Below are 21462 nucleotides of genomic sequence, written 5' to 3'. Positions count from 1 at the left end.
TTCGGCCGACCCATACCGCACATGTTGACGCTCATTTCCGAACAACGGAAATGTTAATGTTAAAGGGGAGAATAAAGCTATGGCAAAAGAAATTGTGGCAATGATCCTTGCCGGTGGACGTGGCTCGCGCTTGTACGCGCTGACACAGAAAACGGCAAAACCCGCAGTGTCCTTCGGCGGTAAGTACCGCATCGTGGACTTCCCGCTGTCCAACTGCGTGAACTCCAACATCGACACCGTTGGCATCGCGACCCAGTATCAGCCCCAGAAGCTGAACGAGTACATCGGCAACGGCCAGCCCTGGGATCTGGATCGTCTGCACGGCGGCGTGCACACCCTGCCGCCCTACGAGCAGGCAAAGGGCACCGACTGGTACAAGGGCACTGCAAACGCCATCTACCAGAACATCGGTTTCATCGACAGCTACGATCCCGAGTATGTGATCATCCTGTCCGGCGACCAGATCTGCAAGCAGGACTATGCCGACTTCCTGCGCTTCCACAAGGAAAAGGGCGCAGAGTTCTCTGTGGCTGTTATGGAAGTGGACTGGAAGGAAGCCTCCCGCTTCGGCCTGATGGTGGCTGACGAGAACGACCGCATCACCGAGTTCCAGGAGAAGCCCCCGGTACCCAAGTCCAATCTGGCTTCCATGGGCATCTACATCTTCAACTGGGATGTGCTGAAGAAGTATCTGGAAGAGGACGAAGCAGACCCCAACTCCAAGAACGATTTTGGCATGAACATCATCCCCGCCCTGCTGCGCGACGGCCGCAAGATGTACGCCTACCGCTTTGCCGGCTACTGGCGTGACGTGGGCACGATCGACAGCCTGTGGGAAGCCAACATGGAAGTGCTGGATCCCGAAAACTCCGGCATCGATATCTTCGACGAGAAGTGGAAGATCTACAGCCGCAACCCGGTCCTGCCTCCGCAGAAGATCGGCCCCCGCGCTGTGGTGCAGGATTCCCTCGTCACCGAGGGCTGCAAGATCTACGGAAATGTGCATCACTCTGTGCTGAGCGCAGGCGTTGTTGTGGAAGAGGGCGCTACCGTTGAGGACGCAGTCCTGATGGACGGCGTTGTGGTCAAGGCTGGTGCTGTTGTCAAGCGCTGCATCCTGGCGGAGGATGTTGTGGTCGGTGCAGGTGCACGAGTGGGCGGCGATGGCCCCATTGCCCATGTGGGCACCGGCCTGACCGTCGGCGCAGGCGCAACCGTCAAGGAAGGTGCCAAAGTCTTTGAATCCGTCAAGGAGGGTATGGAAGTATGCTGAGCCAGAACACCAATGCGTTGGGTATTATTTTCCCCAACAGTTATGATAATACCGTCCCCGAGCTGGTGACCGAGCGCGCAATGGCTTCGATCCCCTTCGCGGGCCGCTACCGTATGGTGGACTTTGTTCTGTCCAGCATGGCAAACTGCGGTATCTCCAATGTCTCCATCGTGGTGCGCAAGAACTACCACTCCCTGATGGATCATCTGGGCACCGGCCGTGAGTGGGATATGGCCCGCCGTCACGGCGGCCTGAACATCGTGCCGCCTTTCGCTGAGAAGGGCGTGCGCATCTATTCCGGCCGTGTGGAAGCTCTGGGCTCCATCATGAACTTCCTGGAGAACCAGAAGGAAAAGTACGTGGTCATGAGCGATGCCAACGTTGCCCTGAACTACGACTTCAACGCTCTGCTGGCTGCTCATCAGGCAAGCGGTGCCGATGTGACCGTCGCTTACCAGAAGACCGAGATCCCCGAGGGCCGCAAGAATGACAACTACACCCTGACCGTTGATGCCGACGGCCGTGTGACCGAGCTGCTGTTCAACGATTACCGCCCCGGCGTGCAGAACCTTGACCTGAACATCTATGTTCTGGAGCGCGAGACCCTGCTCAAGCTGGTCCGGGATGCGACCTCCCGCGGCCTGATCTACTTCGAGCGCGATATTCTGGCCCACAATGTCAACATCCTGAACATCCACGCTCTGGAGTACACCGGCTATGTGGCACATGTCTGTGACATGAAGAGCTACTTCGACGAGAACCTCAAGCTGACCGATGACGAGAATCTGGAAAAGCTGTTCCCCAAGAAGAGCCCGGTCTACACCAAGATCCGCGACGACAACCCCACCCGCTATGTGCCGGGCTGCAAGGTGACCGACTCCATTCTGGCCGACGGCTGCGTGATCGAAGGCACGGTGGAGAACTGTGTGCTGTTCCGCGGCGTCAAGGTCAAGAAGGGTGCCGTCGTCAAGAACTGCGTGCTCATGCAGGATACGGTGGTGGAAGCCAATGCCGAGCTGGACTGCGTTGTTACCGATAAGAACGTAAAGATCACCGCCGGCAAGAAGCTGTCCGGCACCGAGAGCTTCCCGGTGTACGTGCAGAAGAAGCACACCGTCTGATTTTACTGAGTTATCCATAGGGGCGGCTTCCTCCCCGGTAGCCCCTCTTGAGAGGGGCGGGGGCATCTGTGTGCCCCCGCCTGCTCTTTTGTAAAAATGGTTCGTGCTGCCTGCAAGGGCGGTGGGGGAGAACGAAAATATCCCACTATATGGAAGGAGCGATCCTATGAGAATCCTGTATGCTGCTTCGGAAGCTGCCCCTTTTGCAAAGTCCGGCGGTCTGGCCGACGTTGCGGGTGCCCTGCCCAAGGCTCTGGTCAAGGACGGCGTGGATGCCCGCGTCATTATGCCCCTGTACGGCGATTTGAAGTTCCGTGATACGCTGGAGTACGTGACCAATTATTCCGTCCCCGTGGGCTGGCGCAGCCAGTACTGCGGCCTGTTCAAGACCGAGCGGAACGGCGTGACCTACTACTTCCTGGACAACGAGTATTACTTCAAGCGCCGCGGCCTGTACGGCTTCTATGATGACGGCGAGCGTTTCGCCTTCTTCTCCCGCGCCGTTTTAGAGACCCTGTTCTACATCGATTTCACCCCCGATATCATCAACTGCAACGACTGGCAGACCGCTCTGGTGCCGGTGTACCTGAACCTGTACTATCGCCATCTGGATAAGTTCAACCGCATCAAGACCATCTTCACCATCCATAATATTGCTTATCAGGGCAAGTACGGCACCGACATTCTGGAGGACACCTGCGGCATCGGCCGCCGCGACCAGCACATCGTAGAGTACGACGGCTGCGCAAACTTCATGAAGGGTGCTTTCGAGACTGCCGATAAGATCACGACCGTCAGCCCCACCTATGCCATGGAGATCCTCGACCCGTGGTTCAGCTATGGTCTGGACGCTCTGCTGCGCGAGAAGCAGTACAAGCTGTGCGGCATCCTGAACGGCATCGATACCGATTCCAACGATCCCGCTACGGATAAGAACATCCCCTTCAACTACGACATCACCAACTTTGAAGAGGGCAAGGCAAAGTGCAAGGAAGCCCTGCAGGATAAGTTCGGCCTGAACAAGGACGGCAGCCCCGTCTTTGCCATGGTCAGCCGCATGGTCGGCATGAAGGGCTTTGATCTGGTGCAGAGCATCGCCGATGGCCTGGTGGATCGCGGCATCGAGCTGGTCATTCTGGGCAGCGGCGAGAGCCAGTACGAGAACTTCTTCTCCGACCTGTGCGCACGCCACCCGGGCCGCGTTGGCACCTACATCGGCTTCGAGCCGGCCCTGTCGCAGGAGATCTACGCAGGCGCAGATGCCTTCATCATGCCTTCCAAGAGCGAGCCCTGCGGTCTGGCACAGATGGTGGCCTGCCGCTACGGCACGCCTCCCATCGTCCGCGAGACCGGCGGTCTGCGCGACTCCATCCACGACAGCACCATGGGTGAGGGCAACGGCTTTACCTTTGCGGGCTACAATGCCCACGAGCTGTATGTGGCCTGCTGCAACGCACAGAATGCTTACTATGACAAGGAGAACTGGAAGAACCTCGTGCACCACTGCATGGAGTGCGACTTCAGCTGGGATGTCTCCGCCAAGAGCTATGAGGGCCTGTACAACGAGACCGCAAACCTCTGGTAATGTCCTGAAAACTGCATAACGGCTGCCGCCCGGTTCCCAAAGAGCCGGGCGGCTTTTTTGTGTGACCCTCTCAGCTTCGCTTCGCTCAGCAGCTCCCCCGGAAGGGGGAGCTTTATTTGTGCTGCCCGAAAGATGCATAAAAGCTCGCCCTTCGGGAGAGCTGGCGCGTCAGCGCCTGAGAGGGTTCGCCCGTTTTTTGCATTCTGCACAACAGATCCATCAAACTTTTGGTATTGATGCGCCCGCAGACGCACAAACTCCATACAGGGCGTACAGTTACGGCATTAGTGTAAACAAACTATGAAATTTTACAAGAAAACAGTGGAAAATTGATTGAAAAAACGATCGGTTTGAATTATACTATCGTTATAAGATTTTTTGCTGATTGCAAATCCTTGGCAAAGAATCCAGAATCTGGCTTTTGCAAAGGCACATCACACAGGGAGGAAACGCAGGTTGAAGGGCTGGTATAAGGCACTGGAGGATCTTGTCTGGCTGACCCAGCTGGGCCTGAATATGCTGCTGCCGCTGGTCATGTGTCTGGGCGGTGCATGGTGGGCGGTGAACAACTGGAGCTGGCCGGAATGGGTATTCCTGCCGGCCATCCTGCTGGGGCTTGCTGCCGGGGCACAGAACTTCTGGTATTTTGCAAAGGAACACATGGACCGCACCAAAAAGGAAAAACCAAAGCGGGTGGGGTTCAACTCGCATCAGTAAACTTAACAGGAGGTTTCCCTTTATGAAACTGCAGCCGGAATCCAAAAAGGAGCTGACCCGCATCGCCTGCGGCACGGCCATCTGTACCGCCGTCATGTGGGTGATCTTTGCAGCTCTGCACCTGGTTGGCTGGGTGAAATTTGATTACACTGTTGTTCTGGGCAGTCTCATCGGCGCGGCCGTGGCCATCGGCAACTTTGCGGGCATCTGCCTCGTGTGCCAGAAGGTCATCGACGAGCAGGATGAGAAACGGCGCAAAGCGACATTGCAGGCTTCCTACAATGTCCGGATGCTTTTGCAGGCGGTGTGGATCATCGTTGCCATCGGGGCACCGGTGTTCCAGCCGTTTGCCGGTGTTCTGCCCCTGCTTTTCCCGCGCGTTACGATCTACTACCTGCAAATAACCGGCAAGTACAAGCCTCTTGCACCGGCCGGGCCTTCGGTGGACGTCTCTGTGGAGGACGACCCCGAACCCGCACCGGAGCCGGAAGCTGAACCCCGTGACGAAGGGGGTGAAACGTAACAAATGGAACTGAACGGCGCAAAGATCCTGTATACCATCCATACGGACATCCCCCTGCTGGGTGATTTCAAGATCTCCCAGACCTTAGTCAGCACCTGGATCGTCATGGCGCTGCTTTCGGGTCTTGCCATCTGGCTGGGCAGCAACCTCAAGCTGGAAAATGTCTCAAAGCGGCAGGCCGCCGCCGAGTTCATCGTAGAACGGCTGGATCAGTTCGTGCACGACAACATGGGCTATCACTTTGATAAGTATATCCCGCTCATCGGCGCGATCTTCGCTCTGAGCATCGGCTGCAACCTCATCAGTGTCATCGGCCTGTGGAGCCCCACAGCCGACCTGAACACCGAGGCGGCGTGGGCCATTGTGGTGTTCGTGCTGATCATGTACTACAAGATCAAGACCAACGGCATCCTTTCCTACCTGAAAGGTCTTTTGGACCCCATCTTCATCATGGCACCCATCAATGTGCTGTCGGAGGTTTCCACCCCCGTCAGTATGGCGTTCCGTCACTTTGGCAACATCTTGTCCGGTACGGTCATTTCCACACTGCTGTACTGGGCGCTGGCAAGCCTGAGCCACGTCATTTTCGGCTGGCTGCCGGGTGCCTTGAGTCAGATCCAGCTGTTCCAGATCGGCATCCCGGCCTTTACGGGCCTGTATTTCGACTGGTTCGGCGGCTGCATTCAGGCGTTCATCTTCTGCACCCTGACCGCAATTTTCATCAAACGTGCTGCCGGTGAGGACTAAGCCCTCACAACGGCATCTCCCAAAACAAAAAACTTTTTTGGAGGACAAATCTTATGACTGACTTTCAGTACCTCGCTCGTGGTATCGCTCTGGCAGGCTGCGGCATCGGCGCAGGCTGCGCACTGATCGCAGGTATCGGCCCCGGTATCGGCGAAGGCAACGCAGCAGCTGCTGCCTGTGAAGCTGTGGGCCGTCAGCCCGAGTGCAAGAGCGACGTTACCAGCACCCTGATCCTGGGCGTTGCACTTTCCGAGACCACCGGTATTTACGGCTTCGTCACCGGCCTGCTGCTGATCTTCCTGGCACCCGGTATGTTCATGAAGTTCCTGGCATAAGCGGAACCTTTTACAAAATAACGAAAGGAGACGCTTATGGAACTGTACCAGGCGTTGATCACGCTGGACGGCTGGACCTTTCTGGCCCAGATCTGCAACCTGATGATCCAGCTGTTCATCTTCAAAAAGTTCCTGCTGAATCCGGTCAAAAACGTGATCGCAGAGCGCAAGGCGAAGGCAGACAGCCAGATCGCCGATGCCACCAAGCTGCGCACCGAAGCCGAAGCCATGAAGGCAGAGTACGAGCAGAACCTGCAGAATGCCCGCACCGAGGCCAACGAGATCGTTGCCAATGCGCAGAAGACGGCTACCGCCCGCGGCGAAGAGATCGTGGGCGAGGCCCGCGCGCAGGCTGCTGCCCTCAAGCAGAAAGCCGAAGCCGACATTGCGCAGGAGCGCAAGAAGGCCGTGAACGAGGTCAAGGACGAGATCGGCGGCATCGCCATGGAGATCGCCTCCAAGGTGGTGGAGCGTGAGATCAGCGAGAAGGACCACAAGGATCTGATCGACGAATTTATCAAAAATGTGGGTGAAGCATCATGACCGAGACTGCAAGGATGTACGGCGGAAGCCTGTACGATCTGGCGGCGGAGGAAGGGCTGGAGGCCCGCATTCTGGGTGAGCTGGACGAAGCCGTGGCGCTTTTTAAGGCAAACCCGGACTACCTGCATCTGCTCAGCACCCCCAGCATCCCCAAAAGAGAGCGCTGCGGCCTGCTGGATGAAGCACTGCGGGATCAGGTCCACCTCTATGTGCTGAACTTTTTGAAGATCCTGTGCGAGAAGGGCACCCTGCGGGAGCTGTCCGGCTGTGCACGGGCTTACCGTGTGCGCTACAATCAGGCGCACGGCATTCTGGAAGCAACGGCGACCACTGCAGTGGCAATGACGGAGCAGCAGGCAAAGAGCCTGCACGAAAAGCTGGAAAAGCTCACCGGCAAGACCATCGACCTGAAAACAAAGGTCGATCCGGCAGTGCTGGGCGGCATCCGGCTGGATATCGAAGGCACCGAGCTGGACGGCACGGTGCAGAACCGTCTGTCCGCCCTGCGCAGGGATATTGCTTCCGTGACACTGTGATCGAATTTCCACCCGAAAGATTTTTAAGAATTGAGTGGTGAACAAACAAAGATGCAACTGAAACCTGAAGAGATCTCCAAGATCATCCGTGCGCAGATCAAGCATTACGAAAATGCCATTGAGCAGAGCGAGACCGGCACGGTCATTATGGTGGGCGATGGCATCGCCCGCGCCAGTGGTCTGGAAAAGTGCATGGCAGGTGAGCTGCTTCAGTTTGATAACGGCGAATACGGCATGGCCCAGAATCTGGAGGAGAACACCGTCTCCATCGTTCTGCTGGGCTCCGACGTCGGCATCAAGGAAGGCAGCACTGTCAAGCGCACCGGCAAGGTGGTGTCCGTGCCGGTGGGCGAAGCCATGATCGGCCGCGTGGTCAATGCGCTGGGCCAGCCCATCGACGGCGCAGGCCCCATCGAGACCACCGAGTTCCGCGCCATTGAAAGCCGCGCTCCCGGCATCATCGACCGTCAGCCGGTCAAGGAGCCGCTGCAGACCGGCATCAAGGCCATCGACTCCATGATCCCCATTGGCCGCGGCCAGCGCGAGCTGATCATCGGCGACCGCCAGACCGGCAAGACCACCATCGCCTCCGATACTATCATCAACCAGAAGGGCAAGGACGTCATCTGCATTTACGTTGCCATCGGTCAGAAGCGCTCTACCGTGGCAAACCTTGTGCAGAGCCTGACCGAGGCCGGTGCTATGGGCTACACCATCGTGGTGTCCGCAACGGCATCCGAGCTTTCGCCCCTGCAGTATATCGCACCCTACTCCGGCTGTGCCATGGGCGAATATTTCATGCATCAGGGCAAGCATGTCCTCATCATCTACGACGATCTGTCCAAGCACGCTGTGGCCTACCGTGCACTGTCGCTGCTGATCCGCCGTCCCCCGGGACGTGAGGCTTACCCCGGCGACGTGTTCTATCTGCACTCCCGTCTGCTGGAACGCGCGGCCAAGCTCTCCAATGAGCTGGGCGGCGGCAGCCTGACGGCTCTGCCCATCATCGAGACGCAGGCGGGCGATGTTTCCGCCTACATCCCCACGAATGTCATTTCCATCACCGATGGTCAGATCTTCCTGGAGACGGAGCTGTTCCACTCCGGTGTCATGCCGGCAGTCAACCCCGGCATCTCGGTGTCCCGCGTGGGCGGCAATGCCCAGATCAAGGCCATGAAGAAGGTCGCCGGCACCCTGAAGCTGATCTACTCCCAGTACCGCGAGCTGCAGAGCTTTGCACAGTTCGGTTCCGATCTGGATGCCGACACCAAGGCCCGCCTTGCACAGGGCGAGCGCATCGTGGAAGTGCTCAAGCAGAACCGCTCCGCTCCCGTGCCTGTGGAAAAGCAGGTGGCCATCCTGTATGCGACCATTCACGATCACCTTGTGAAGGTCAAGGTGCCGGACGTGGCCGAGTATGAGAAGGGCCTGTACGAATATCTGGACAACAATGCTGCGGGTGCCGCCGTCATGGAGACCATCCGCACCACCGGCAATCTGGATAAGGACACTGAGGAGCAGCTTAAGAGCGTGCTCACAGCCTATACCGACAGCTTCGTCAAGGCGCACTAAGGAAGGAGGCGTAACGCATGGCTGGTTCCATGAAAGACATCAAGCTGCGCATCAAAAGCGTAGAGAGCACCATGCAGATCACCAAGGCAATGGAACTGGTGGCTTCCTCCAAAATGCGCCGCGCCAAGGAACGGGTGGAGCACAGCCGCCCCTACTTTGAAACGCTGCATGAGACTTTGACCAAGATCGCCGCGGCCGACCCCCGCGCCCGCAACCCCTACCTGCGCCGTGACGAAGTGAAGCGCACCCTGCTCATCGTGATCGCAGGCGACCGCGGCCTTGCCGGTGGATACAATTCCAACGTGCTCAAGCAGGCCGGGGCCGAAGAAGGCGAAGTGCTGGTGCTGCCCATCGGCAAGCGCTCGGCAGAGTATTTCGTCCATCACGAGGTGCCTCTGTTCACGCAGGAGGTGCTGCTGGCGGCAGATGTCTCGGTGGGCGAGTGCTTCCAGCTGTCCCGCCAGATCACGGAAGGATATCTCAAGGGCGAGTACGATGCGGTAAAGATCTGCTACACCCGGTTCGATTCCATGATGACCCAGACCGCAGCCACCATGGAGGTGCTGCCGCTGTCCATCGAACCTACCGAGCAGCAGAAGGCGGATGCCCGCCGCAGCCAGATCCTGTACAAGCCCAGCAGCGAGGAAGTATTCAGCGCGATCATCCCGGAGTATGTGGCAGGCATCGTCTACGGTGCCGTGTGCGAGAGCGTAGCAAGTGAGCTTGCCGCCCGCCGCACTGCCATGGATGCCGCCACCAAGAACGCCGGTGAGATGATCGACCATTTGAACCTGTATTATAACCGTGCCCGTCAGGCTGCCATCACGCAGGAGATCACCGAGATCGTGGCCGGCGCGGAGATTTAAAACCTATCAAAAAGGAGTTGTAGCCTATGTCCGAAAAACATATCGGCAAGGTGCTCCAGGTCATCGGCCCGGTGCTGGACATCCAGTTTGAAGATGGCCAGCTGCCGGAGCTGCTCAACGCCATCGAGATCGACAACCACGGCGAAAAGCTGGTGGTCGAGGTGGCACAGCACACCGGCGATAACGTGGTGCGCTGCATTGCAATGAACAGCACCGATGGTCTGGTGCGCGGCACCGAAGCCGTGGATACCGGCGAACCCATCAAAGTGCCCGTGGGCGACCAGTGTCTGGGCCGCGTGTTCAACCTGCTGGGTGAGCCCGTGGACAACAAGCCCGCCCCGGCCCCGGAGGCCTACTGGCCCATCCACCGCCCTGCTCCCAGCTACGAGGAGCAGCAGTCCACCACCGAGATCCTCGAGACCGGCATCAAGGTCGTGGACCTGATCTGCCCCTACGCAAAGGGCGGCAAGATCGGTCTGTTCGGCGGTGCAGGCGTCGGCAAGACGGTCCTGATCCAGGAGCTGATCTATAACATTGCCACCGAGCACAACGGCTACTCGGTGTTCACCGGCGTTGGCGAGCGCACCCGTGAGGGCAACGACCTGTATGGTGAAATGACCGAGAGCGGCGTTATCAACAAGACTGCGCTGGTCTATGGCCAGATGAACGAACCCCGAGGAGCCCGTATGCGCGTGGCACTGTCCGGCCTGACCATGGCGGAGTATTTCCGCGATGTGAAGAATCAGGATGTGCTGCTCTTCATTGATAACATCTTCCGCTTCACCCAGGCTGGTTCTGAGGTGTCCGCACTGCTGGGCCGTATGCCTTCCGCCGTCGGCTACCAGCCCACGCTGGCCACCGAGATGGGTGCTCTGCAGGAGCGCATCACCTCCACCCGCAAGGGTTCCATCACCTCGGTGCAGGCCGTCTACGTGCCCGCCGATGACCTGACCGACCCGGCCCCTGCCACCACCTTTACCCATCTGGATGCCACCACGGTCCTGAGCCGTGACATTGCTTCGCAGGGCATCTATCCCGCTGTGGACCCGCTGGATTCCACCAGCCGCATCCTCAGCCCGGAGGTCGTGGGTCAGGAGCACTACGAGATCGCCCGCGCCGTCCAGAAGGTGCTGCAGCGCTACAAGGAGCTGCAGGACATCATTGCCATCATGGGCATGGACGAGCTGAGCGAGGAAGACAAGCGCACGGTCAGCCGCGCCCGCAAGGTGCAGCGCTTCCTGAGCCAGAGCTTCCACGTGGCAGAGCAGTTCACCGGTATGCCCGGCCAGTATGTGCCGCTCAAGGAGACCCTGCGCGGCTTCAAGATGATCCTGAACGGCGAGTGCGACGAGCTGCCCGAGAGCGCATTCCTGTTCGCGGGCACCATCGATGATGTGTTCGCAAAAGCGAAGAAAGGGTAAACCATGACGACCTTTCATCTGACGGTGGTCACGCCGGACGGCTGCGCCTTTGACGGGCAGGCCGAGCGCATCGTCTGCCGCGCCATTGACGGCGATCTGGCCATCCTTGCCAAACACGGGGATTACTGCACCGCGCTGGGCATGGGCGAAGCCCATATCGTGGATGCCGAGGGCCAGCGCCGCCGCGCCGCCTGCATGGGCGGGCTGCTGAGCGTGCTGGATGGCGAAGTGCGTCTGGTCGCCACCACATGGGAGTGGGCCGAGGAGATCGATCAGGCCCGCGCCGAGGCTTCCAAGAAGCGCGCGGAGGAGATCCTTGCGCAGAAGAACCTCGACAAGCGGGACTACGAGCTGGCTCAGGCGCGTCTCAAGCGCGCACTGGTGCGTACCTCTATCCACTAAAACAAAAGAAAAGGAGCCATTGCACAACCTGTGCAGTGGCTCCTTTTGCGTGCATGATGAAACTAAAAATAAGATTTCCGCTGAATATGCCCAGAGCGAATGCGGAGGGCATTTAAATCGTAAAGACGTTACATCATATTTGCCTTCTCGATCAGGTTGCGGATGTGATGGGCCAGCATCTCCACCGCAGCGGTGTTCTCGCCGCCGTTGGGTACAATGATGTCTGCGTTGCGCTTGCTGGGTTCCACAAAGGCTTCGTGCATAGGCTTGACGGTAGTCAGGTACTGCTCGATCACGCTGTCCAGACTGCGGCCGCGCTCCTTTACGTCGCGTACCAGACGGTGCAGGATGCGCTCGTCGGCATCGGTGTCCACATAGATCTTGTAGTCGAATAGGGCGCACAGCTCCGGCTCCACAAAGGGCAGGATGCCTTCCACGATCAGAACCGGTGCGGGCTCAATGTGCTGTACCTTGTCGCTGCGGTTGTGGTTGGAGTAGTCGTACACCGGGCAGTCGATGGCGCGGCCTGCCTTCAGCTCCTGCAGATGGTAGATCAGCAAAGCGTTGTCAAAAGCATCCGGGTGGTCGTAGTTCAGCTTGCAGCGCTCCTCAAAGGGCAGCTCGTCGTGGCGCTTGTAATAGCTGTCGTGGGAGATCAGGCGCACTTCATCCTCGCCAAAACGCTCCTTCAGCCGCAGAGCAAGGGTGGTCTTGCCGCTGCCGGAGCCGCCTGCAATGCCAATGATCAGATTATTCATAGGGGTCCCTCCTGCATCATCCTGCCGCTTTGGGTGGAAAAAAGGGCAGGAATGGATTATAATAGGTGCAAAGCTGCCTGTCCGGGACACAGCGCCGGGCGGGTTTGTTCCTGTACATCATAACACAAACCGGCACATTTTTACAGCCCCAGGGCTGCAAATGTGTGAGATAAGGAAAATGCCATGCAGAAAAAACAATTTCAGCAAAATATGAAGGACAAGGTCCGGGTGTTTGAGGATGGCGGCATCCGCCTGCTCAAACGGGGACAGAAGGGCGTGGTACACGCTATTTTCAGCCGTTTTGGCCTAGTGCTGGTTCTGCTGCTTTTACAGGCGTTCGCGCTGTTCAGCCTGCTGCAGTGGTTCGGCGAGCTGCTGCCGCATTATTTTGGCGGCACCCTGCTGGTAACAGCGGCAATGATGGTCTATCTGCTCAATCAGGACATGGACAACAGCGTGCGCATTACATGGCTGGTGGTCACAGCGCTGATGCCGGTGCTGGGCGTGCCGCTGTTCTGGTACACCAAAAGTGATGTGGGCCACAATGCCCTGAAGCGCCGCCTGCTGGATCTGGAGGGCCAGACCCGCGCCCAGCTGCCGCAGAATGAGCAGACCGTGGAGCTTTTGCAGGAGCAGGCACCCGAAGCGATGCCGCTGGCACGGTATCTGCGGGGCAAGGGAGGCGGCTTTCCGGTCTATGCCGACACGGTGGCCACCTACTTCAACGGCGGCGAAGCTATGTTCGATGAAATGCTGCGCCAGCTGGAAACGGCAAAAAAGTACATCTTTCTGGAATATTTCATCGTGGATGAAGGCCTGATGTGGGGCCGCATTCTGGAAGTGCTGGCCCGCAAGGCGGCGCAGGGGGTGGATGTGCGGGTGATGTATGACGGCACCTGTGAGTTCTCCACACTGCCGCGGGATTACCCCAGCCGGCTGGAAGCGCTGGGCATCCAGTGCAAGGTGTTCTCGCCGGTCACGCCCTTCGTTTCCACCCACTACAACTACCGCGACCACCGCAAAATTCTGGTCATTGATGGCCAGGTGGGCTTTACCGGCGGCGTGAATCTGGCAGATGAGTACATCAACCACATAGAAAAGTATGGCCGCTGGAAGGACTCGGCCCTGATGCTGGAAGGCGAAGGCGTGCGCTCCATGACGGCACTGTTTTTGCAGATGTGGAGCATCCAGCGCCAGCCAGAGTTTGAGCAGTTCCTGTCCGATCCCATCCCGGCGGCAGCAAACGCCAAGGGCTTTGTGGTGCCCTACGGAGACTGCCCGCTGGACGGTGAGCGGGTGGGCGAAATGGTGTACATGGATATGCTCAACCGCGCCCGGAAGTATGTGCATATCATCACGCCGTATCTGATTTTAGACGGCGAGCTGGAAACGGCCCTGCGCTTTGCGGCAGAGCGCGGTGTGGATGTGCACCTGATCCTGCCCGGCAAGCCGGATAAGTGGTTCGTTTATGCACTGGCCAAGACCCACTACAAGGCGCTGATTTCTTCGGGTGTGAAGATCAGCGAGTGGCAGCCCGGCTTTACCCATGCGAAGATCGTGATCGCCGACGGCGTGGAAGCTGTGGCGGGCACCATCAATCTGGACTACCGCAGCCTGTACCATCACTTTGAAAACGCGGTCTGGATGCGCGGCACCGACTGCATTGCCAACATGGAAGCGGATTTTCAGGATACGCTCACCCGGTGCCGCAGGGTGGAGCAGACGAAAGAAAGTATCTGGCAGGGCAAAAAGCTGCTGCATCTGGCGGGCATCCTGCTCAAGTTTATTGCGCCGCTGGTGTGAAAGACTCCTTCCGTCATGGCTGCGTAAGCGGACAGGAGAAGCTCTGAATACAAAAAGGCCCGCTGCCTTTCGACAGCGGGCCTTGTGTTACCGATTTAAATAAAAATCAGCGCTTAGTTCTGCTTCATGCGAGCGAAGCAGTCAGAGCAGTAGACCGGACGGTCCTCACGGGGCTGGAAGGGAACCTTGCAAGCCTTGCCGCAAGCTGCGCAGACAGCATCGAACATCTGACGCTCACCGCTGTTGCTGCGTGCGCCGCCGTTCTTGCGGGCGTCACGGCAGGGCTTGCAGCGCTGGGGCTGATTCTCGAAGCCGCGAGATGCGTAGAACTCCTGCTCACCAGCAGTCCAAACAAATTCCTTACCGCAGTCCTTGCAGACCAGAGTCTTGTCTTCAAACATAGTAGTATCTCCTCTTTAGTTAGTTCTTGCCCACGGAAGGATTGTAACCATACCTTTGGTTTTGGGACCATCGCGCTGATCAGTAAGCTTACCAGGGGCTTGAATGAATGGACGTCCTCCAATTGAGGACTTTTCTATTGTACCGTTCTTTTTGAAATTTGTCAACCAAAAAACAACCATTCGCCTTGTTATTTGTATAGATAGCACAATCCGACAGGGCTGATTTGGGTAAAATAACTGCCGGAAGATGAAAAGGGGCTGCCGCACATTCCGTGCAGCAGCCCCTGCAAAGCCCTTTGGAAAACGGTTACTTCTCAATGACTTCCTTGGTGTCGCGGGCGATCATCAGCTCCTCATCGGTAGCAATGACCAGAGTGCGCACCTTTGCGCCCCAGGCAGTGATCTCGCACACATCGCCCACGGGGTGCTTGTTCTTCTCGGTATCGATGCGGATGCCCAGCCAATCCATGTGGTGGCAGACCTTTGCACGGGCAATTGCATCGTGCTCGCCGATGCCGCCGGTGAAGACGATGGCATCCACGCCGCCCATTGCAGCGATGTAAGCGCCAACGGTCTTCTTGATCTGATAGTTCAGCATGTCGGAAGCCAGCTGTGCGCGCTTGTTGCCGGCAGCAGCTGCCTCTTCCACGTCACGCTTGTCGCTGGAAACACCGGAGATGCCCAGCAGGCCGGACTTCTTGTTCAGGATCTCGTCCAGCTCGTGGCCGGTGATGTTCAGGGTGTACTTCAGGTAGTTGACCACAGAGGGGTCCAGGTCGCCGCAGCGGGTGCCCATCATCAGGCCGGCCAGCGGGGTCATACCCATGGAGGTGTCCACGACCTTGCCCTGATCCACAGCGGCAATGGAGGAACCGTTGCCCAGATGGCAGGTGATCAGCTTCAGGCGCTCAATGGGCTCTTCCAGATACTCGGCAGCCTTGTGAGCAACGTACTTGTGGCTGGTGCCGTGGAAGCCGTAGCGGCGCACGCCGTACTTCTCATAGTACTCATACGGAATGGCGTACATATAAGCCTTCGGAGGCATGGTGCTGTGGAAAGCGGTATCGAACACGGCCACCATGGGGATGTTGCCGAACACCTTGCGTGCGGCCTCGATGCCCAGAATGCCGGCGGGGTTGTGCAGGGGAGCCAGAGGGCTCAGCTCGCGGATGGTCTCGATGACCTCGTCGGTGATCAGGCAGCTCTCCTTGAACTTCTCGCCGCCGTGCACGACACGGTGACCGATGGCATCGATCTCGCTGACGTCGTTGATGCACTTGCCTTCGCCGGTGGTCATCTTCTTCACGACCTCGGCAAATGCCTCGGTGTGGGTGGGGAAGATGGCGGGCGTGGTGGCCTTATGGCCGTTGGCCTCGTGGGTGATCATGCTGCTTTCCATGCCAATGCGCTCGCACAGGCCCTTGCACAGCACCTTCTCGCCGTCCATATCGATCAGCTGATACTTCAGGGAAGAAGAGCCGCAGTTAATAACCAGAACTTTCATCTGTGTTGCCTCCTGTATGTTTTTGGTCTGCCCTCTTTTTAAACCTGAGGACAGAATTTTACAGATTCCTGTGTTTATTATATAATAGGGTGGGCGGCTTTTCAAGCCGCAACCCGGGCAAAGCGGTAAAGCTTGTGTACAAGGTTTTTGTACATCCTGCCCACAAATGCGCAAAACCACTGCAGTTTTCTGTATATACGATATAAATTTAACAATCTTTCCGAGGGCGCAGCAGCCCTGCAGAGGAGCTTATCTATGAAATTTGCCGGTATCATTGCAGAGTACGACCCCTTTCACAACGGCCATGCATGGCAGCTGGCGCAGGCAAAAGCGCTGGGAGCACAGCATGTGGCGGTGGCCATGAGCTGCGGGCTGACCCAGCGCGGCGCACTGCCTCTGCTGCCGGAAGCGGTGCGGGTGCAGGCCGCCCTGCAGTGCGGGGCAGATCTGATATTTGCCCTGCCTGCGCCCTGTGCCTGTGCGGGGGCAGAGGCTTTTGCCCGGGCGGGGGTGCGCATCCTTGCCGCCGCCGGGTGCGATGCGCTGGTGTTCGGGGCAGAGACGCCGGACGCAGCCCTGCTGATGGAAGCTGCCCGGGTACTGAACAGCGAGGCCTACCGCACCGAGCTGAAGCGCCGGCTTGCAGCCGGTGCCCGCAGCTTTGCGGCGGCGCGGCAAGCGGCGGTGGAAGCGCTCTGCCCTGGCACGGCACTGGCCGCGCTGTTGGATAAGCCCAACAACAATCTGGCAGTGGAATACTGCAAGGCCATTCTGGAACAGGAGGCACCCATGACCCCGGTGCCGCTGCCCCGCGTGGGGGCGGGCCACGGGCAGGCCCTTGCCGAAAGCGGCCACGCACAGTTTGCCAGTGCCAGCGCGCTGCGCGCCCTCTGGGCAGAGCAGGGCGCGGATGCGCTGACTCCGTATGTGCCGGAAAAAGCACTGGAGCTGTATAAAAAAGCGGAAATCGACGGAATGTATACCGACTATGCCGCTGCGGGCCGGTGTGAGCTGGCTCTGCTGCGGGCGGCCTGTGCACGACCGGAACCTTTTGCCGCAGTGCGGGGCGTTTCCGAGGGTTGGACCACCGGTTGGAGAACGCCGTGCGCAGCTGCACCGGCCTGCCCCAGCTGCTGGACGCGCTGACCACTGTGCGTTACCCCCGGGCCCGGATGCGCCGCCTTGCCATGGATGCGGCACTGGGCTATGCGGCGGAGACCGTGCCTGCCCTGCCGCCTTATCTGCATTTGCTGGGGGCAAGGCGGGAAGCACTTGTGCTGCTGAAGCATGCATCCCTGCCGCTGAGCCACTCGATGGCAAAGCTGGAAAAAGAAAACGATGCCTGCGCCCGCATGGCGGCGGCACAGGCAGGAGCCAGCGATTTTGGCGCACTGTGCCGCCGGGTGCCCGGGCCGATGGGGGGAGTATATCGTCAAAAAATTATCTTTTTGACGAATTGACAAAAAATAATCGAAAAAATTTTATGCAGAAACACTTGTGCCCGGACGGTTTGTGGTGTATGATTAGAACAATGCAATGTTGGATACAACAAACGAGAATGAAATCAGAAAACTGCACGCAATAAGGAGGAAACTTCATGGCACTTCACGTTCTGGACGAAGCCAACCGCTGTCTGGGCTGCAAAAAGCCGCTGTGCCAGCAGGGCTGCCCCATCCACACCAACATCCCGGAGGTCATTCGGCTGCTCAAGGCAAACCAGATGGACGAAGCTGGCAGGATGCTGTTTGAGAATAACCCGCTGACCACCGTTTGTGCGTTGGTGTGCAACCACGAGAACCAGTGCGAGGGCCACTGCGTGCGCAACCGGATGCCCAGCCACGACCCGGTGCACTTCTCCATTATTGAGGACTACATTTCCACGACCTACGCCAACAAAATGACCGCCGGCCCTGCCCCCAAAAATGGCATGAAGGCGGCAGTCGTTGGCTCCGGCCCGGCGGGCCTGACCATTGCGGTGCTGCTGGCACGCTGGGGCTACGATGTGACCATCTTTGATGCCCGGGATAAGATCGGCGGCGTCATGCGCTACGGCATCCCCAACTATCGCCTGCCGGACAGCGTGCTGGACGATTTCCAGTACCGCCATCTGGAGCTGAAGGGCATCAAGGTGCGGCCCAACACCACCATCGGCAAGACCATCACCATCGATGATCTGTTCCGCGACGGCTACAAGAGCGTGTTCATCGGTGCCGGTCTGTGGAAGGCAAACGCCATGCATATCAAGGGCGAGACGCTGGGCAATGTGGCCTTTGGCATCGACTATCTGGCAAACTCCAAGGCGTTCCGTCTGGGCGATGATATTGCCGTGATCGGCGTGGGCAACTCTGCCATGGACTGCGCCCGCACCGCCATCCGCAACGGTGCCCGCCACGTCACCTGCTATGCCCGCCGCGACGAGAGCTGCATCAGTGCTTCCGAATACGAGGTGAGCTATGCAAAGCTGGAGGGCGTGGGCTTCCGCTTCTGCAAAGCACCGGTGGAGATCCGCGAGAACGGCCTGATCTGCCGCGATACCGTCAAGGGCGAAGATGGCAGGTTCACTCAGGTGGAGGGCAGTGAGATTTTCTACCCCCACACCGGCGTGATCGTGTCGGTCAGCCAGGGTTCGGAGAGCAACCTCGTCAAGACCACTACCGGCATCGAGACCAACCAGAAGGGTCTGCTCACCGTCAGCGAGGACGGCAGCACCACCCGCGAGGGCGTGTTTGCCGGCGGCGATGCCGTGATGGGCGCACGCACCGTGGTGGAGGCGGTGGCTGTGGCCAAGAAGGTGGCCGAGAGCATGGATGCCTACATGAAGAGCCTGCCTGCAGAAGAAGTGGCTGACCCCTATGCCAATATCCCGGTGTTCCAGACCCCCACCTCGGACGTGCTGGCAAAGCAGGAGATCTGACGAAATAAAGACAAACTTGGAAGAAACTGTAAAGCTTTTGCGTCTTTGCCGATCTTTGCCGCTCCGTTTGTTGACGGGGCGGCTTTTGCCTTGTATACTATTCATATACTTGTTTGTGATTTGTACAAACTGGATATAAAACGGCGAAAGGCGGTGGACGCTATCCTGAAAGCATCCCTCCCGAAACTGCGGGAAAAACTATTGGAAGCGCTACAGGCAGTGCTGCCCATTGCAGCCATCGTGCTGGTGCTCTGCTTTACCATTGCGCCGGTGTCGCCCAGCATCCTGCTGTGCTTTTTGCTGGGGGCCGCCATGATCGTGGTGGGCATCATGTTCTTCACACTGGGCGCGGAGATGAGCATGACCCCCATGGGCGAGCGCGTGGGTGCGGTGATCACCAAAAGCCGGAAGCTGCCGGTGATCTTGGGCATCGGCTTTCTGCTGGGCTTCCTCATCACCATTTCGGAGCCGGACCTGCAGGTGCTGGCAAATCAGGTGCCCTCCATCCCGAACCGCACCCTTATTTTATCGGTGGCGGCGGGCGTGGGCCTGTTTCTGGTGTTTGCCTTCCTGCGTATGCTCATTGGCATCTCGCTGCCAAAGCTGCTGGTGCTGTTCTACGGCATGATCTTTCTTCTGGCGGCGTTTGTGCCCAAGGAATTTCTTGCTGTGGCCTTTGATTCCGGCGGTGTGACCACCGGCCCCATGACTGTGCCCTTTATCATGGCGCTGGGCGTGGGTGTTTCGTCCATCCGCGGCGACCGCCACGCGGCGGACGACAGCTTTGGTCTGGTGGCCATGTGCTCCATCGGCCCCATTCTGGCGGTGCTCATTCTGGGCATCGTATTCCGCGCCTCGGACAGCACCTATATCCCGCCGGTGCTGCCGGAGGTGAGCGACTCGGTGGAGCTGTGGCAGCTGTTCCATGTCAGCCTGCCTACGTATCTGGAAGAGATCGCTGTCTCGCTGCTGCCCATCATCGTGATGTTCGGCATTTTTCAATTTGTGGCTCTGCACATGGACCGCCTGTCGCTGGGCCGCATTGCGGTGGGTCTTGCGTATACCTACGTGGGCCTTGTGCTGTTCCTCACCGGCGCAAATGTGGGCTTTATGCCCGCCGGTAATTATCTGGGTCAGGTGCTGGCCGGGCAGAGCTTCCGCTGGATCATCATTCCCATTGGAATGCTCATCGGTTACTTCATCGTCAAGGCCGAGCCGGCCGTCTATGTGCTGAACAAACAGGTGGAAGAGGTGACCGACGGTGCCATTTCGGCCAAGGCCATGGGCATGGCACTCTCGGCAGGCGTTTCCATCTCGGTGGGCCTTGCCATGGTGCGGGTACTCACCGGCGTTTCCATCCTGTGGTTCCTCGTGCCGGGCTATGTGTTTGCCATCGGCATCTCCTTTGTGGTGCCAAAGCTGTTCACCGCCATTGCATTTGACGCGGGCGGCGTGGCATCCGGCCCCATGACAGCCACCTTCCTGCTGCCGCTGGCACAGGGTGCCTGCGTGGCCGTGGGCGGCAATATCGTCACCGACGCTTTCGGCGTGGTGGCCATGGTGGCCATGACCCCGCTCATTACGGTGCAGCTGATGGGCCTTGTGGCACAGCTGCGCACCCGCAAGGCCCGGCGGCTGCAGCCTGCGGCCATGGGTGCGGCCTTTGGCGGACTGCCGGACGATGATATCATTGAACTGTAAGGAGGGCGCGGCATGAGTTCGTTGTTTTTGATGGTGACCATCACCGACCGCCGCTCCACCGATGCCTTTTTGCAGCTGTACCAGCAGCGCGGCGTGGATGTGAACCTGCGCACGGTGGGCAGCGGCACAGCGGTGCGGGAGACTCTGGCCACGCTGGGTCTGGAAAAGACCGAGAAGGCCGTGCTGCTGGCGGTGGTGACAGAGGATATATGGAAGGCCGTCCGGACAGACCTGCGCCGCAAAATGCGCATCGACGTGCCGGGCACCGGCATTGCATTCACGGTGCCGCTGAGCAGCATCGGCGGCAGAAGGGCGCTGATGTTCCTCACCCAGCACCAGCCGCTGACATTGAAGGAGGAGAGCACCTTGAAGGATACCCGTTACGAACTGCTGCTGGTAATCGCCAATCAGGGCCACACCGGCACCATTATGGATGCCGCCCGCGCAGCAGGTGCCGGCGGTGGCACGGTGATCCACGCCAAGGGTACCGGCATGGAAGGCGCAGCCCAGTTCCTTGGCGTGGAGCTGGTGAATGAAAAAGAGCTGGTGCTCATCGTGGCCCGCACGCCGGAAAAGAACCGCATCATGAAAGCCATCATGGACGGTGCCGGGCCAAAGGCGGGCGCGATCGTGTTCTCGCTGCCGGTGACGGATACCGCCGGTCTGCGTCTGCTGGAGGACGAAGAACCGGTGCAGGAAACCTCTGCGCAGTAAACAACAAAATGTAATTTATTCCGGGA

At 58.7% G+C, this 21462-nt stretch carries 22 protein-coding genes; 19 read left to right on the top strand and 3 right to left on the bottom strand.

From position 1 onward, the window contains the following. Window positions 1-79: 79 nt before the first annotated feature. The 13 genes from PXT33_RS14305 to atpC all read left to right on the top strand — a co-directional run bounded on the left by PXT33_RS14305 (window position 80) and on the right by atpC (window position 11641). Window positions 80-1273: a glucose-1-phosphate adenylyltransferase gene (locus PXT33_RS14305; protein ID WP_005938116.1), complete on the top strand. Its 1194-nt coding sequence runs from the start codon at window positions 80-82 to the stop codon at window positions 1271-1273. Further along, window positions 1267-2394, top strand: coding sequence for a glucose-1-phosphate adenylyltransferase subunit GlgD (gene glgD, locus PXT33_RS14300; protein WP_005938113.1), 1128 nt, complete (start codon window positions 1267-1269; stop codon window positions 2392-2394). Before PXT33_RS14305 ends, glgD begins: the two co-directional genes overlap by 7 nt. A gap of 166 nt (window positions 2395-2560) precedes the next feature. Then, window positions 2561-3979, top strand: a complete 1419-nt coding sequence (locus tag PXT33_RS14295; protein WP_097774381.1) for a glycogen synthase — start codon at window positions 2561-2563, stop codon at window positions 3977-3979. Window positions 3980-4435: 456 nt separating this feature from the next. Then, the gene (locus PXT33_RS14290; protein WP_044953278.1) at window positions 4436-4696 is read left to right on the top strand and encodes an AtpZ/AtpI family protein; all 261 of its coding nucleotides are present in this window, start codon (window positions 4436-4438) and stop codon (window positions 4694-4696) included. A gap of 22 nt (window positions 4697-4718) precedes the next feature. Further along, window positions 4719-5219: an ATP synthase subunit I gene (locus tag PXT33_RS14285; protein ID WP_005938105.1), complete on the top strand. Its 501-nt coding sequence runs from the start codon at window positions 4719-4721 to the stop codon at window positions 5217-5219. Between the two features lie 3 nt (window positions 5220-5222). After that, a complete protein-coding gene (locus PXT33_RS14280) occupies window positions 5223-5966 on the top strand; it encodes a F0F1 ATP synthase subunit A (RefSeq protein WP_154259627.1) in 744 nt (247 codons plus the stop codon). A 53-nt stretch (window positions 5967-6019) separates the two neighbouring features. Next, window positions 6020-6301: an ATP synthase F0 subunit C gene (gene atpE / locus PXT33_RS14275; protein ID WP_005930278.1), complete on the top strand. Its 282-nt coding sequence runs from the start codon at window positions 6020-6022 to the stop codon at window positions 6299-6301. A 36-nt stretch (window positions 6302-6337) separates the two neighbouring features. Then, window positions 6338-6844 carry a F0F1 ATP synthase subunit B gene (gene atpF, locus PXT33_RS14270; RefSeq protein ID WP_005938099.1) on the top strand — a complete coding sequence of 169 codons (507 nt, stop codon included), beginning with the start codon at window positions 6338-6340 and terminating at the stop codon, window positions 6842-6844. Beyond that, entirely contained in the window at window positions 6841-7380 is a 540-nt protein-coding gene (gene atpH / locus PXT33_RS14265; RefSeq protein ID WP_097774384.1) for an ATP synthase F1 subunit delta, read from the top strand. The genes atpF and atpH overlap by 4 nt, the downstream gene beginning before the upstream one ends. Before the next feature lie 51 nt (window positions 7381-7431). Continuing rightward, the gene (gene atpA / locus PXT33_RS14260; protein WP_097774385.1) at window positions 7432-8952 is read left to right on the top strand and encodes a F0F1 ATP synthase subunit alpha; all 1521 of its coding nucleotides are present in this window, start codon (window positions 7432-7434) and stop codon (window positions 8950-8952) included. A 17-nt stretch (window positions 8953-8969) separates the two neighbouring features. Beyond that, window positions 8970-9818 carry an ATP synthase F1 subunit gamma gene (gene atpG / locus PXT33_RS14255; RefSeq protein WP_005938091.1) on the top strand — a complete coding sequence of 283 codons (849 nt, stop codon included), beginning with the start codon at window positions 8970-8972 and terminating at the stop codon, window positions 9816-9818. Window positions 9819-9844: 26 nt separating this feature from the next. Next, window positions 9845-11239, top strand: coding sequence for a F0F1 ATP synthase subunit beta (gene atpD, locus PXT33_RS14250; protein ID WP_347070398.1), 1395 nt, complete (start codon window positions 9845-9847; stop codon window positions 11237-11239). Between the two features lie 3 nt (window positions 11240-11242). Next, entirely contained in the window at window positions 11243-11641 is a 399-nt protein-coding gene (gene atpC, locus PXT33_RS14245) for an ATP synthase F1 subunit epsilon (protein WP_005938085.1), read from the top strand. A gap of 128 nt (window positions 11642-11769) precedes the next feature. Here atpC and udk read toward each other — a convergent pair whose 3' ends face one another. Beyond that, complete coding sequence (udk, locus tag PXT33_RS14240) at window positions 11770-12399, bottom strand: uridine kinase (RefSeq protein WP_332376827.1); 630 nt, start codon at window positions 12397-12399, stop codon at window positions 11770-11772. Between the two features lie 183 nt (window positions 12400-12582). On the opposite strand from udk, the gene PXT33_RS14235 reads away from it, so the two are divergent. After that, the gene (locus PXT33_RS14235; RefSeq protein ID WP_332376826.1) at window positions 12583-14202 is read left to right on the top strand and encodes a phospholipase D-like domain-containing protein; all 1620 of its coding nucleotides are present in this window, start codon (window positions 12583-12585) and stop codon (window positions 14200-14202) included. A 113-nt stretch (window positions 14203-14315) separates the two neighbouring features. Here the strand turns inward: PXT33_RS14235 and PXT33_RS14230 are convergent, their stop codons facing one another. Both PXT33_RS14230 and PXT33_RS14225 read right to left on the bottom strand, forming a co-directional pair. Further along, window positions 14316-14603 carry a zinc-ribbon domain containing protein gene (locus PXT33_RS14230; RefSeq protein WP_005921120.1) on the bottom strand — a complete coding sequence of 96 codons (288 nt, stop codon included), beginning with the start codon at window positions 14601-14603 and terminating at the stop codon, window positions 14316-14318. 307 nt (window positions 14604-14910) lie between these two features. Beyond that, complete coding sequence (locus PXT33_RS14225) at window positions 14911-16107, bottom strand: acetate/propionate family kinase (protein WP_097774388.1); 1197 nt, start codon at window positions 16105-16107, stop codon at window positions 14911-14913. Between the two features lie 255 nt (window positions 16108-16362). On the opposite strand from PXT33_RS14225, the gene PXT33_RS14220 reads away from it, so the two are divergent. The 5 genes from PXT33_RS14220 to PXT33_RS14200 all read left to right on the top strand — a co-directional run bounded on the left by PXT33_RS14220 (window position 16363) and on the right by PXT33_RS14200 (window position 21436). Further along, the gene (locus PXT33_RS14220; RefSeq protein WP_347070397.1) at window positions 16363-17253 is read left to right on the top strand and encodes a nucleotidyltransferase family protein; all 891 of its coding nucleotides are present in this window, start codon (window positions 16363-16365) and stop codon (window positions 17251-17253) included. Continuing rightward, window positions 17211-17567, top strand: coding sequence for a nucleotidyltransferase family protein (locus PXT33_RS14215; protein WP_347070396.1), 357 nt, complete (start codon window positions 17211-17213; stop codon window positions 17565-17567). The genes PXT33_RS14220 and PXT33_RS14215 overlap by 43 nt, the downstream gene beginning before the upstream one ends. A 137-nt stretch (window positions 17568-17704) precedes the next feature. Beyond that, a complete protein-coding gene (locus tag PXT33_RS14210) occupies window positions 17705-19021 on the top strand; it encodes an NAD(P)-dependent oxidoreductase (RefSeq protein ID WP_120079766.1) in 1317 nt (438 codons plus the stop codon). 153 nt (window positions 19022-19174) lie between these two features. Beyond that, on the top strand, window positions 19175-20722 hold the full coding sequence (locus PXT33_RS14205) for a DUF1538 domain-containing protein (RefSeq protein WP_332376824.1): 1548 nt from the start codon (window positions 19175-19177) through the stop codon (window positions 20720-20722). Window positions 20723-20734: 12 nt separating this feature from the next. Beyond that, window positions 20735-21436, top strand: coding sequence for a P-II family nitrogen regulator (locus PXT33_RS14200; protein WP_332376823.1), 702 nt, complete (start codon window positions 20735-20737; stop codon window positions 21434-21436). Window positions 21437-21462 lie beyond the last annotated feature (26 nt).

This window comes from Faecalibacterium taiwanense (assembly GCF_036632915.2).
GTDB lineage: Bacteria > Bacillota > Clostridia > Oscillospirales > Ruminococcaceae > Faecalibacterium > Faecalibacterium taiwanense.
The sequence above is the reverse complement of the archived record's forward strand: the minus strand, read 5'-3'. Positions and strand labels throughout refer to the sequence as shown.

Coding starts and splice junctions, on each gene's coding strand:
- PXT33_RS14305 (WP_005938116.1), top strand. CDS start 80: ATGGCAAAAGAAATTGTGGCAATGATCCTTGCCGGTGGACGTGGCTCG.
- glgD (WP_005938113.1), top strand. CDS start 1,267: ATGCTGAGCCAGAACACCAATGCGTTGGGTATTATTTTCCCCAACAGT.
- PXT33_RS14295 (WP_097774381.1), top strand. CDS start 2,561: ATGAGAATCCTGTATGCTGCTTCGGAAGCTGCCCCTTTTGCAAAGTCC.
- PXT33_RS14285 (WP_005938105.1), top strand. CDS start 4,719: ATGAAACTGCAGCCGGAATCCAAAAAGGAGCTGACCCGCATCGCCTGC.
- PXT33_RS14280 (WP_154259627.1), top strand. CDS start 5,223: ATGGAACTGAACGGCGCAAAGATCCTGTATACCATCCATACGGACATC.
- atpE (WP_005930278.1), top strand. CDS start 6,020: ATGACTGACTTTCAGTACCTCGCTCGTGGTATCGCTCTGGCAGGCTGC.
- atpF (WP_005938099.1), top strand. CDS start 6,338: ATGGAACTGTACCAGGCGTTGATCACGCTGGACGGCTGGACCTTTCTG.
- atpH (WP_097774384.1), top strand. CDS start 6,841: ATGACCGAGACTGCAAGGATGTACGGCGGAAGCCTGTACGATCTGGCG.
- atpA (WP_097774385.1), top strand. CDS start 7,432: ATGCAACTGAAACCTGAAGAGATCTCCAAGATCATCCGTGCGCAGATC.
- atpG (WP_005938091.1), top strand. CDS start 8,970: ATGGCTGGTTCCATGAAAGACATCAAGCTGCGCATCAAAAGCGTAGAG.
- atpD (WP_347070398.1), top strand. CDS start 9,845: ATGTCCGAAAAACATATCGGCAAGGTGCTCCAGGTCATCGGCCCGGTG.
- atpC (WP_005938085.1), top strand. CDS start 11,243: ATGACGACCTTTCATCTGACGGTGGTCACGCCGGACGGCTGCGCCTTT.
- udk (WP_332376827.1), bottom strand. CDS start 12,399: ATGAATAATCTGATCATTGGCATTGCAGGCGGCTCCGGCAGCGGCAAG.
- PXT33_RS14235 (WP_332376826.1), top strand. CDS start 12,583: ATGCAGAAAAAACAATTTCAGCAAAATATGAAGGACAAGGTCCGGGTG.
- PXT33_RS14230 (WP_005921120.1), bottom strand. CDS start 14,603: ATGTTTGAAGACAAGACTCTGGTCTGCAAGGACTGCGGTAAGGAATTT.
- PXT33_RS14225 (WP_097774388.1), bottom strand. CDS start 16,107: ATGAAAGTTCTGGTTATTAACTGCGGCTCTTCTTCCCTGAAGTATCAG.
- PXT33_RS14220 (WP_347070397.1), top strand. CDS start 16,363: ATGAAATTTGCCGGTATCATTGCAGAGTACGACCCCTTTCACAACGGC.
- PXT33_RS14210 (WP_120079766.1), top strand. CDS start 17,705: ATGGCACTTCACGTTCTGGACGAAGCCAACCGCTGTCTGGGCTGCAAA.
- PXT33_RS14200 (WP_332376823.1), top strand. CDS start 20,735: ATGAGTTCGTTGTTTTTGATGGTGACCATCACCGACCGCCGCTCCACC.